Origin of the sequence: Promicromonospora sp. NPDC057488 (assembly GCF_042802395.1) — a bacterium.
GTDB lineage: Bacteria > Actinomycetota > Actinomycetes > Actinomycetales > Cellulomonadaceae > Promicromonospora.
On sequence record NZ_JBHVEG010000195.1, the window covers coordinates 1 to 11,080 of the forward strand.

Genomic DNA, 11,080 nt, shown 5'->3' on the forward strand with positions numbered 1-11,080 from the left:
GCGGACGCGACGTCGTCGGTCACCAGAAGGATGGTGACGTCGGTGCCCTGGGCCCGCAGGCGGCTGGCCGCGGCGCCGAAGTTGAGCACGTCGCCCGCATAGTTGCCGAAGGTGACGAAGACGCCGGCGCCGGCGTCGGCGGCCCGGCACACGTCGAGCACCTGGCGGGTGGACGGCGACGTGAACACCTCGCCGCACACCGCGGCGTCGGCGAGACCGTCGCCGACCAGACCGGCGAACGCCGGGTAGTGCCCCGAACCACCGCCCACCACCACGGCGACCTTGCCGGGGCGGGTGCCCTCCGCGCGGGCGATGCCGCCGGGCACGGACCGCAGGCGGCCGGGGTGGGCCTTGACGAGACCACGCAGCGCCTCGGCCGCGAAGTCTTCCGGACGGTTGTGCACGTAGGTCATGTCTGCTGCACCTCTGCTCGTGGAACCTCGGCTCGTGGAATGGTGTGGAAGAACGGGCTCAGCGCCCGGCGCCGCGCAGCACCTCGCGGATGTACTCGCGGTTGATCGCGGCCACGCCCAGGCTGTCGGAGCCGTAGTGCTCGCACACGAACACCCCCTCGAACCCCAGCTCCAGGGCACGCCGGATCACCGCGCGGTAGTTCACGACGCCCTGCACGAGCGGCGTCGGGTGCGTGGCATACGCACCCGTCACCGGGTCGTGGTCGCGCGTGTAGTTCTTGATGTGCCAGAAGTTGGTCAGCGGGAGGACCTTCTCGAACATCGTCGGGATGTCCTCGACCGGACGGTGCAAGCGCACCAGGTTGCCCAGATCGGGGTTCAGCCCCACGTTGTCCCGGTCGACGTCGCAGGCGAACCGCACCGCCAGATCGGGCGTGCCGATATACGTGTCCTCGTACATCTCCAGGCTGACCTGCACCCCGACGTCCCGGGCGTGGTCCGCGAGCTCGCGGACACGGCGCACGGCGAGGTCGTACGTGTCCCGGTCGTCGAGGACGTCGTGGTGCCCCTCGGCCAGCCAGAACCACAGCGCACGCTCCTGGGCGGGCGTGAGCGCCTGCATGAAGCCGAAGCTCACCACCTCGGCCCCGAGCTCCGGGGCCCGGTCGATGATGGCGTGGCCGAGGCGCAGGTACTCGTCGCCGTACCGGGCGTCGATGATGCTGCGGCGGGTGGTCGACACGGACGGCACCGAAAGCCCGGTCTCCTTCAGCACGCCCAGCAGGTCGCCGAACCGGGAGTCCGTCAGCTCCCCGATCGACAGCCACGCGTCGGTCGGGTCGACGTGCGCGAAGCCCAGGTCGGCCACCTGCTGGAGCTGGGCCCGCCAGGCCTCGGCGGGCGCCTCGACATTGGGGGTGCCGTCCGCCGTCGTCGACCCGAAGGACAGCATGTTGGCCGCGACGGGCCAGTTCTCGGCTGTGCGCATGTGATCTCCATCGATCTGCGATGCCTCGCGGCACCGGGGTGGTCAACTGGTCGCGCTCGTCGGTCCGGCCGCCACGGCGCCGTCCAGGATCTGGATGAACGCGTCCACGTCCCACGCGGCCCGGCCGATGAACAGGCCGCTGACGTGGTCCACGGCCAGCAGCTCGTGCATGTTCGCCCGGTCGACCGAGCCGCCGTACAGGACTCCCCGGACCCGCGGGCCCAGCTCGGCCGCGAGCGCCGCGACGACGTCGGCGACGTCGTCCGGCCGTGCGGGTGTGCCGTGCTCCCCGATGGCCCAGACGGGTTCGTAGGCGACGAGCACCTGGCCCGGGTCGGCCGCCCCCGCCAGGGCCGCGCGCGCCTGGTCGAGGACGTGCTCGACGGAGCCGCCCGCCGCTCGCACGGCAGCGGGCTCGCCCACGCAGAGCAGGGGGTCCAGGCCGTGCCGCAGCACGGCCTGGACCTTGCGCCGCACGACGTCGTCGGTGTCGCCGAAGTGCTCGCGCCGTTCCGAGTGCCCGATCTCGACGAGGCGTGCACCGGCGTCGGCGACCTGTGGCACCGAGACCTCGCCGGTCCAGGCCCCGTCGTCGGCCCAGTGCGCGTTCTGCGCCCCGAGCAGCACCCCGGCCGACGGCGGCAGGGCGTCGCGCACCGTGGTGAGCGCCGTCGCGGGCGGGATCACGAAGGGCTGGAGGCCCGGCCACCGCCCGGGACGCGCGGCCGCGGTGAGCGTCGTGGCGTACCGGCGCGCCTCGGCCAGCGACTTGGTCATCTTCCAGCTCGTGCCGATCCAGCGGGTGCCGGCCGGGGTCATGGTGTCTCTCCTTTCTGTTGGTCGGGGAGCCGTGGGCGCCGTCAGTGCATGTGCAGCCCGCCGTCGACGTTGAGCGTCTGGCCGGTGATGTAGCCGGACTCCGGGCCCACCAGGAAGCTGATGGCCGCCGCGATGTCGTCCGTGGTGCCGACGCGGTCCACGACGAGGTCGGTGACGAGCTCGGCCTTGCGCTCGTCGCTGAGGGTGCCGCCCATGATGTCGGTGTCGATCGGCCCCGGGGCGATCGCGTTGGCGGTGATCCCGTGCTCGCCGAGCTCGCGCGCCAAGGAGCGGGCGAGCCCGATGACGCCGGCCTTCGCCACGGAGTACGGCGTGCGGCTGTAGGTGCCGCCGCCGCGCTGGGCCGACACGGACGAGAGGCACACCACCCGCCCGACCCCCGCCCGGACCATCGAGGGCACGACCGCCTTGGTGACGTGGTGCACGCCGTGCAGGTTGATGCGCAGCACCCGCTCCCACTCGGCGTCGTCGAGCTCGAGGTACGGCGTCGGGGAGCTCACCCCGGCGACGTTCGCGAGCGCGACGACGGGCGGCAGCGCGGCGGTCAGCTCGGCGATCGCGACCCGGACGGCGTCGGCGGCGCCGACGTCGGCGCCGACGCCCGCGGCCCGGACGCCGTAGGTCCTGGTCAGCTCCTCGGCGAGGGCCTTGACCGCCGCGCCGTCGATGTCGAGCACCCCGACGGACCAGCCCTCCCGGGCCAGCCGGTGGGCCGCGGCGCGGCCGATGCCCCGCAGGGAGGCCGCGCCCGTGACGATCGCCGTTCGCTCGGCGGGAAATGCATGCATCGTGTGCTCTCCTGTCAGTCGGTGTAGCGAGCTCAGTACGTGTAGTCGACGCCGCGCTGCCAGTCGGTGAACGCCCAGTCGTCCCGTGACACCTCTGCCCCCGCGCCGCTGGCCTTGTCGATCGCCTGGTCGAGGTTCTGGTTGGCGGTGTCGCTGAGCTTGACGAGCTCTGCCCGCAGGTCGGTGACGTCGCCGCCCAGGTAGCCCTGGATGATGTCCCCGAGGTGGGGCGCGGCCGGCATCATGAAGGCGAGGGCCTCGTTCGCGGCGGGGTTGCGCACCTGGGGCTGCGGGGCCCGGAAGACCCGCTTCTTGTAGTCCTCGACCAGCCAGGCGTACGGCTCGATGACGTCGGCGTCGGCCACGACGTCGAGGTTGAGCGGGGGCTGGTCCATCGCCTCGGCGAGGACTGCCTGGTAGTCGTCCTGGGTGAACGACTCGAGCAGCAGGTTCACCTCGTCGGGGTGCTTCGTGTTCCCCGCGACGAACCACACGGGTGCCGGCGCACCGCGGGTGATGACGAGGTCCTCGCCCTCGGGCGTGAGCTGGCCCGACGTCGCCATCTTGGGCAGGTGCGCCTCGTTGAGCGCCCGCACGCCTCCGGGCGCCCAGGGCCCGTCGATGGCGAAGCCGACGCTGCCCGCCGCCCAGCGGCCGCGCGCGTCGGGCACCTGGAAGGAGTTGGTGCCGGGCAGCAGCCAGCCGTTGTCCGAGATCTCCTTGAGGAGCTCGATGACGTTCACGTACGCGTCGTCCTCGTAGGCGTACTCGCCCGTGTCGTAGCGCAGCCCCTGCCAGCCGGGGAATCCCCCGGACTGCGCCAGGTCGTCGGCCTGGTCGCGCATGCGCTCGCTCGCCCCGAGGGCCAGGGTCATCGGCGCGAAGCGGCCGTCGTCGGCGATGGCGCCCAGGGCCGTGCGGAGCTCGTCGTAGCTGCGCGGCGGCTCGAAGCCGACGGACTCGGCGATCTCGGAGTTGTACCAGGTGCAGGCCCAGTACTGGCGGTCGGACATGACCGGCAGGCCGTACACCACGCCGTCGAGCATGCTGATGCCCTCGACGAGGGTGCCCTCGGGCAGGCGCGCCAGCGCCTCGTCCGACAGCTCGATCGGGCTGACCCAGCCGGAGTCGACCAGGGCGGGCAGGGGCAGGCCGACGATGTTGGAGTAGACGTCCGGGAGCTGCTTGGACTGGTTCGCGAGCTGGAGCGCCTCGACCGCCCGGCCCGGTTCGTTGTAGGTGTACTCGACGGGCAGGCCGAGCTTCTTGGCCTGCTCCGCGGCCCAGATCTTGTGCTGGTCCTGCAGGCCGCCGAAGTGGTCCCACCACCGGATCCCCGCACCCGCCCCGGGGGCGGAGCCCGTGCCGCCGCACGCGGCGAGCAGCCCCGCGAGCGCACCCACCCCCACTCCACCGACAAAGGTGCGACGCGATATCTCGAGCCTCGACAGTTCGAGCATGTCAGTCTCCTCCTTGAGAACGACAATCTGGATGAGTTGCCTACGCCTTGACGGCGCCGGCGATGCCTTCGACGAAGTACTTCTGCATGAACACGAACAGGACGACGACGGGCAGGATCGAGATCACGCCGGCCGCGGCCATGGCTGCCCAGTCGGTCGAGTTCTCCCCCACGAACGCCTGCATGCCGACGCTGACCGTGCGCAGGTCGGGGTTCGTGGACGAGAAGACCAGGGGCAGGAAGAAGGCGTTCCAGGTGGCCAGGAACGTCAGGATCCCGACGGTGGCGGTGACGGGCATCGACAGCGGGAGCATGATCCGCAGGAACACCCGGAGGAACCCCGCGCCGTCGACGATCGCCGCCTCCTCGAGGTCGGCGGGCATCCGGCGGAAGTACCCGGCGTAGATGAGGATCGACGCGACGTTCGACGCCCCGCCCAGGGCGAGGATCATGCCGGCCAGGGAGTTGAACAGCCCGAGCTCGAGGGAGACCTTGACGATCGGGATGATCGTGTACCCGGTGGGCACGAACAGCGTCGCGACGAAGATCCCGATGATCAGGCGCGACCCGGGGAACCGGTAGCGCCCGATGACGTACCCCGCCAGCGCGCACCGCACGATGACGATCGCCGTGGTCACCACCGTCACGATCACGGTGTTGAGCAGGTAGTGCCCGAACCCGCCCTCGGTCCACGCCCGGCCGTAGTTCTCCCACGCGAGCGTCTCGGGGATCAGGCCGAGGCCGCCGGCGAAGATCTCGCCCGAGCTCTTCAGCGACGCCGACACCATCCAGAGGAACGGGAAGACCCAGAGGAACGCGACCGCGGCGAGCACGAGGGCGACGAGCCACCAGCCGCGGCGGCGCGGACCGTGGGTTGTGGCGAGAGTGCTCATGCTCGTCCCTTCTCGGTCCGCTGCGACTGGAGCCGCTGCGAGGTGAGGGTCGCCCAGGCCTGCAGGGCGACGACGACGAGCACGAGCACGCCGAACAGCACCGCGGCCGCCGAGGCGAAACCGAGCTGCGGGATCGAGGCCGCGAACGCCCACCGGTAGATGTAGATCTCGATGATCTCGGTGCTGTAGAACGGGCCGCCGGCCGTCATCGTCTGCATGAGGTCGAAGGCGTGGAAGCAGTCCTCGACGGTCAGCACCGTGATGATCAGCAGGAACGGCAGCAGCATCGGCAGGGTGATGTGGCGGAAGATCCGCACGCCGCCGGCGCCGTCGACCCGGGCCGCGTCGTAGACGTCCTGCGGGATCGTCTGGAGCGCGGCCAGCCAGTAGATCATCGTGATGCCGAAGAACTTCCACACGTACACCAGCGCCGTGGTGACCAGGGCCGTGGCGGAGTCGCCGAGCAGGTCGACGGGCGGCAGGCCGAACAGCCCGACCACCGCGGCCACCGGTCCCGCGCCGGGGTCGAGGATGAACCGCATGACGACGCCGATGATCGCCGTCGTGGTCACGACGGGCAGGAAGTAGACGGTGCGGAAGAACTTCGCGAACGGCAGCCGCGGGGAGTTCAGCAGGATCGCCAGGAAGAAGGCCCCGAAGATGCGCAAGGGGGCGACGACCAGCATGAACAGCAGGGTGATGCGGACCGAGGACCAGAACATCGGGTCGGCCAGGACCGCCTCGTAGTTGCTGATGCCCACGAACCGCTGCTCGGCGCTGAAGCCGTTCCACTCGACGAACGAGTACCAGTAGCTCGCGACGATCGGGTAGATCGTGTAGACGCCGTACAGGATGAACGTCGGCATCAGGAACGCGTAGATCCAGAGGTTGCGGCGTCGTTGCCGGGTCTGACTCGCCATCGAGCACTCCGTCGTGTCGGGGTCGTGTCGGGGTGGTGGAACGGGTTCGGTCAGCGGATCTGGCTGATCGAGAAGGTCCGCGGGTCGCCGCCGATGCGCTGGCCGGTGTCCAGCGCGTCGATGGCGGCCACGTGCTCCGCGGTGAGCGCGACGTCCTCGAGCGACGCGTTGGCCCGCATGCGGGCCGGCGACACCGACTTCGGGATCACCACGTGCCCCTTGTCGACGTGCCAGCGCAGGATCACCTGGGCGGGCGCCACGCCCAGCTCGTCGGCGACCGCCGTGACGCTCGGGTGCCCGAGGTCGGCCCCCTGGCCCAGCGGCGAGTAAGCCTCGACGGCGATCCCGTGGGCCTGGCACGCGGCGGCGACGTCGGCCTGCTGGAAGGTGGGGTGCAGCTCGACCTGGTTGATCGCGGGCATCTCGTCCGCGAACCCGGCCAGCTCGTCGAGGTGCTCCACCAGGAAGTTGGACACGCCCACCGCAGCGACGCGGTGCTCGGCCCGCAGCCGCTCCAGCGCGCGCCAGCTGTCCTGCCACAGCCCGGCCGACGGGTTTGGCCAGTGGATGAGGTAGAGGTCGAGGGCGTCCAGGCCCAGCCGCTCGCACGTGTCGTCGTACGCGCGCAGCGCCTGGTCGTACCCCTGGTCCCCGTTGCGGAGCTTCGAGGTGACGAACAGCTCGTCACGCGGCAGGCCCGAGGCCCGCACGGCCGCGCCGACACCGCGCTCGTTCACGTAGGCCGCCGCGGTGTCGATATGCCGGTAGCCCACCTCGAGCGCCTGTTCCACCACGGCCTGCGCCTCGTCGGCGGGCACCTGGAACACGCCGAGGCCCACCTGCGGGACGGCGACGCCGTCCCGCAGGGTGACCGTGCGGGCGAAGGACTCGCTCATCGGACCGGCTCCAGCACGAGCAGCGACACCGCCGGCAGGGGCAGGCTGACGGTCAGCTCCAGTGCCGACGACGCCGCCTCGACGCGCCGCGCGGGCTCCAGCTCCTCGACGCCCTGCCGGGCCTTGACCGCCGCGAGCTGCTCGTCGGTGGGCACCTGCGGAGAACCCTGCGCCACCCAGGCCGTGTGGGAGTTGCTGTGGTCGAGGTCGATCCGGTGATGACTGAGCGTGTACGCCTCGGCGTCGAGCCCGGTCACGTCGAGCGTGACGGTCGCCTCGACGTCGTCCCGCTGGTACTGGTCGTCCGTGTGCCGCCACACGAGCACCGCGATGGTGCCCGACTCCGACCGTGAGGCCAGGGCGTCGATCTCCTCCGGCATGCTCCGGCCCTCGGCCTGGTCCAGGAGCGTCACGGGGTGCGCGGCGTCAGAGACGGCGTCGATCCGGCGCTCGCCCAGCCGGCCGAGCAACCGGTAGGCGTTCAGGAGCGGCTTCTCGACGCCGCCCGCCGTGAGGAACGCCCGCGTGCCCTCGAAGTACCGCTCCCCCTCGAAGTAGAAGCTCCAGGAGGTGGCCTGCTCGACCTGGACGGCCTCGGTCTCGTTGAGGTCGAGGATCTTCTTCATCAGCTTGACCTGGAACACCGGGTAGTACTCGGTGTTCTGGAACTGGAAGTTGGCGTTGTCGTACACGCTGTAGTGGGCGGGGACGCCCGCGTCGCACTCGTCCACGATGGCCGGCAGCCCGTGGTACTCCTCGAACTCGGCGATCACCCGGAGCATCCGGCGGATCTCGAAGAGCATCTTGTGCGCCGAGGGGTTCTGCTGCTCCGGCGCGGGCCCCCCGGTGGGGCCGTAGACACGCCACGGCGTGAACGCCGAGCCCTTGGTGTGGAACGACACGAAGTCGAGCGGGTCCTGCTGGTCGCGGGTGTGCTGGAGGAAGCCGCGCAGGAACTCGTCACCCGAGCCCGTCACCGCCGGCCCGCCGACCTTGGCGTCCGGCAGCACGCTGCGGACCGCCCGGGCGGTGACCGAGTAGAGCTCGTAGAACTCCTCGGGCGTGCCACGCCAGTAGAAGATGTCGGGCTCGTTCCACAGCTCCCAGAGCCAGCTGTTCACCTCCTCCTCGCCGTACCGCTCGAGGCAGTGCCGCGCGTGGGCGGCGATGAGCTCGCCCCAGCGGCCGTAGTCCTTGGGCGGGTAGGACCAGGCTCCGGCCTCGTAGTTGCTGTACACGGTGGGGCTCGGCACGACCTCGAGCTCCGCCGCGGCGTCGGGCAGCATGTCGCGCGGCGTGAACGCCAGCTCGACCAGCACGTGGTGCCCCGCCTCGACGATGGCGTCGTATACCTGGTCGACGATGGTGAAGTCGTAGCTCGGGACGCCGTCCGCGTCCTCGTGGTAGACGTTCCCGTTGCCCCAGTGCGGGATCCCGAAGCCGGTCCCGGAGCAGAACACGTAGTGCGGGCGCACGTGGTAGCCGCGGTCCGTCACCTCGCCGAAGCTCTGCAGCAGCCGGCGGCCGGTCGGGGTATAGGTCCAGTTGATCTCGTCGTAGCCGATGCTCTCCCAGATCCGGGCCAGGGCCCCGCGGTCCGACCCGCCGTCCACCCGGACGCGAGCCTGCCGCACGTGCGGCGCGCTCGGGTCGCTGGGTGCCGAGCGCGGAAATGCCACGTCGACGCCGATACCAGGGTTGATGTTCACGCTCGAGCTCACGTTCACCCACGCCTCTCAGGTTCCCGGTGGCCGTTGGCCACGTCGTCCTCGTCGACGACCGGTGACCGACGCTAGGGCGTCCTGCGGTAGATTGTCAACAACTAACAATTAACCGATCGCTCGACGAGCAAGCGATGGAACGATAGAGACGTGACGACAGGAGAGCCCCAGATGAATCCGCTCGGGACGGCACCGCGGCCCACCCTCGCCGACTACGTGGTGGGCGTGATCCGAGAACAGATCGCCACCGGGAAGCTCCGCCCGGGCGAGCACCTGCGCGAGTCCGAGCTCGCCTCGGCGCTCGATGTGAGCCGCGGACCCATCCGCGAGGCGCTCGCCACCCTCGAGGCCGAGGGCCAGGTCGAGATCCGCCGGCACCGCGGCGCGTTCGTCAGCGTCCTGACCCAGAAGGACGTCGACGAGGTGCACAGCCTGCGCGCCGCCATCGAGGCCCTGGCGGCGGAGCGGGCGGCGACGCGGCTGACGAGCGACCACCTCGCCGAGATGGACCGCATCCTGGAGGCCATGCGGGCGAGCTCCGGCTCCATCCAGCCGCAGGAGGCCGTCCGCCTGGACCTCGCGTTCCACGACGTCATCTACGACGCCGCCGACCACGCGCGGCTACGCCGGGTGTGGACCTCGCTCCGCAGCCAGGTGGCGTTCTTCCTGCACACGCGCAACGCCAACTTCCCGGACTTCCCCACCGTCGGGTACGCGGAGCACCAGGAGCTGCGGACGGTGCTCAGCGAGGGCGATCCGGGGCGGGCCCGGAAGGCCGTCGAGGAGCACATGGCCGGCTCCTACGTGCGGCTGCGCCAGCTGGAGCTGCCGTCGGACTCGGACGGGGGTGTGGAGGCCTGAGGTGGGGTGTCGAGGTCTTGGGGTCAATGCCGGTGCGATGACGCCGCGGCGCGCAGGACCTGCAGCACGCTCTCGGCAGGAACCTCGCACGGCTTGAGCACGGCGCCGTCGGCGGTGAACCAGATGTTTGCGCCGAGCCCATCGGCGCCGCCGAGGTGCTCCGCCTCGAACGAGACGACCTTGCCCCCTGCGCGCGTGGTGCGGGTGACTCCCCAGGTCTGCCCAGCGATCTGTGCGCGCGACCAGCCCTCGGGAATCGCCCCGATCAGCTCCTCCAGCCCTTCGTCCCGCGACTCGCCCATGTGCTCGCCCCTCTCGCCGCGTGGTCGCCCCTGAGTTCGAGGCGCACCCGTCTCAACCTGTCGGCGCGGGCGGCTTGTTCCCGGTCTCGGACCCGGACCCGGACCCGGACCCGTCACGGTCGCCATGGTTGTTCGCTGGCTCAGAACGGCGGCTCGCCGGGTCCGGATGGGTCCGGGGTGTCGGCCGTCGCCGGTGCGGTCGTGGCGTAGGCACGAGGCAGCCGGCGTCCGGTCAGGGCCCGCAGCGTCAGGTCCCGGCTGGTACCTGGGTCGACCTGGTCCAGATCGACCCGCGTGTCCAGAACCGTTGGCGGTCGGCTGTGCGCCTTGCCTGCGGGTGTGGTCCAGGTCGTGATCCCGGTGCTCGGATCGCGCACGACACCCCAGCCGGCGTGCGTCTTGAGCAGGTGATGTCGTCGACAGAGCGCGTGGAGGTTGTCGGCACGGGTCTGCCCACGGACAGCCCCGCCCCCTTGGTCGCAGTGAGTGTCCCGATCGTGGTCGAAGGGCTCGATATGGTCCAGATCGCACGACATCGCCACCGCATCACAGCCGATGAAGGTGCAGGTTCCGTCCCTGGCCTCGACCGCCGACCGGAGCACCCGGCCCGGCTTGTACGTCGTGGTCGAGTAGTCGGTGAGCACCCCGGTTACCGGGTCGGTGAGCAGGCGCTGCCAGGTGGCGTCCTCCGCGAGGAGCCTTGCGACATCTGCTGGGACCGGACCGAAGCCGTCCAAGTCAGCGGGCGCATCGTCCAGACCCAGGAGCGCACTCGCCGGGACGGTGACCCGCACGACCGGTCGGGAAGGCGTCACCCGCACCACCGTCTCCTGAACGATCGGCGCACGGCCTCCGCACGAGCAGACCGAACCGGCACCGGCGCTTGCGGCTTCCTCGACCTGACTCGTCGCCGTGAAGCGATCCCCAGGAACGAGCCGACCGGTCACGATCCCCGTCAGACAGTCCGCACGGAGCTGACCCAGAGTCCGCTCCTCACCA

General features: G+C 70.7%; 12 protein-coding genes. 1 reads left to right on the plus strand and 11 read right to left on the minus strand.

Going from position 1 to position 11,080, the window contains the following annotated elements:
- From ACFU5G_RS25945 to ACFU5G_RS25985, 9 genes are all read right to left on the minus strand, one after another.
- Positions 1-413 (minus strand): dihydroxyacetone kinase subunit DhaK (locus ACFU5G_RS25945; protein ID WP_377251290.1); only part of this gene is annotated, 413 nt, incomplete at its 3' end.
- A gap of 58 nt (positions 414-471) precedes the next feature.
- Entirely contained in the window at positions 472-1,401 is a 930-nt protein-coding gene (locus ACFU5G_RS25950; RefSeq protein ID WP_377251292.1) for a sugar phosphate isomerase/epimerase family protein, read from the minus strand.
- 42 nt (positions 1,402-1,443) lie between these two features.
- Positions 1,444-2,220, minus strand: a complete 777-nt coding sequence (locus tag ACFU5G_RS25955; RefSeq protein WP_377251294.1) for a triose-phosphate isomerase — start codon at positions 2,218-2,220, stop codon at positions 1,444-1,446.
- Between the two features lie 41 nt (positions 2,221-2,261).
- On the minus strand, positions 2,262-3,029 hold the full coding sequence (locus ACFU5G_RS25960) for an SDR family NAD(P)-dependent oxidoreductase (protein WP_377251296.1): 768 nt from the start codon (positions 3,027-3,029) through the stop codon (positions 2,262-2,264).
- Positions 3,030-3,061: 32 nt separating this feature from the next.
- Positions 3,062-4,432: an ABC transporter substrate-binding protein gene (locus ACFU5G_RS25965; protein WP_377251298.1), complete on the minus strand. Its 1,371-nt coding sequence runs from the start codon at positions 4,430-4,432 to the stop codon at positions 3,062-3,064.
- Positions 4,433-4,529: 97 nt separating this feature from the next.
- Positions 4,530-5,381 carry a carbohydrate ABC transporter permease gene (locus ACFU5G_RS25970; RefSeq protein WP_377251300.1) on the minus strand — a complete coding sequence of 284 codons (852 nt, stop codon included), beginning with the start codon at positions 5,379-5,381 and terminating at the stop codon, positions 4,530-4,532.
- The gene (locus tag ACFU5G_RS25975) at positions 5,378-6,301 is read right to left on the minus strand and encodes a carbohydrate ABC transporter permease (protein WP_377251302.1); all 924 of its coding nucleotides are present in this window, start codon (positions 6,299-6,301) and stop codon (positions 5,378-5,380) included. The genes ACFU5G_RS25970 and ACFU5G_RS25975 overlap by 4 nt, the downstream gene beginning before the upstream one ends.
- 50 nt (positions 6,302-6,351) lie before the next feature.
- A complete protein-coding gene (locus ACFU5G_RS25980; protein WP_377251304.1) occupies positions 6,352-7,197 on the minus strand; it encodes an aldo/keto reductase in 846 nt (281 codons plus the stop codon).
- The gene (locus ACFU5G_RS25985) at positions 7,194-8,918 is read right to left on the minus strand and encodes a glycoside hydrolase (RefSeq protein WP_377251306.1); all 1,725 of its coding nucleotides are present in this window, start codon (positions 8,916-8,918) and stop codon (positions 7,194-7,196) included. Before ACFU5G_RS25985 ends, ACFU5G_RS25980 begins: the two co-directional genes overlap by 4 nt.
- Positions 8,919-9,089: 171 nt before the next feature.
- Between ACFU5G_RS25985 and ACFU5G_RS25990 the strand changes: the two genes are divergently transcribed.
- Positions 9,090-9,779, plus strand: a complete 690-nt coding sequence (locus tag ACFU5G_RS25990) for a GntR family transcriptional regulator (RefSeq protein ID WP_377251308.1) — start codon at positions 9,090-9,092, stop codon at positions 9,777-9,779.
- 23 nt (positions 9,780-9,802) lie between these two features.
- On the opposite strand, the gene ACFU5G_RS25995 is transcribed toward ACFU5G_RS25990, so the two are convergent.
- Positions 9,803-10,081, minus strand: a complete 279-nt coding sequence (locus ACFU5G_RS25995) for a peptide methionine sulfoxide reductase (RefSeq protein ID WP_377251310.1) — start codon at positions 10,079-10,081, stop codon at positions 9,803-9,805.
- 140 nt (positions 10,082-10,221) lie between these two features.
- The coding region (locus ACFU5G_RS26000) for an HNH endonuclease signature motif containing protein (RefSeq protein ID WP_377251312.1) at positions 10,222-11,080 on the minus strand (859 nt) is incomplete at its 5' end.

Coding starts and splice junctions, on each gene's coding strand:
- ACFU5G_RS25955 (WP_377251294.1), bottom strand. CDS start 2,220: ATGACCCCGGCCGGCACCCGCTGGATCGGCACGAGCTGGAAGATGACC.
- ACFU5G_RS25975 (WP_377251302.1), bottom strand. CDS start 6,301: ATGGCGAGTCAGACCCGGCAACGACGCCGCAACCTCTGGATCTACGCG.
- ACFU5G_RS25970 (WP_377251300.1), bottom strand. CDS start 5,381: ATGAGCACTCTCGCCACAACCCACGGTCCGCGCCGCCGCGGCTGGTGG.
- ACFU5G_RS25980 (WP_377251304.1), bottom strand. CDS start 7,197: ATGAGCGAGTCCTTCGCCCGCACGGTCACCCTGCGGGACGGCGTCGCC.
- ACFU5G_RS25995 (WP_377251310.1), bottom strand. CDS start 10,081: ATGGGCGAGTCGCGGGACGAAGGGCTGGAGGAGCTGATCGGGGCGATT.
- ACFU5G_RS25950 (WP_377251292.1), bottom strand. CDS start 1,401: ATGCGCACAGCCGAGAACTGGCCCGTCGCGGCCAACATGCTGTCCTTC.
- ACFU5G_RS25960 (WP_377251296.1), bottom strand. CDS start 3,029: ATGCATGCATTTCCCGCCGAGCGAACGGCGATCGTCACGGGCGCGGCC.
- ACFU5G_RS25990 (WP_377251308.1), top strand. CDS start 9,090: ATGAATCCGCTCGGGACGGCACCGCGGCCCACCCTCGCCGACTACGTG.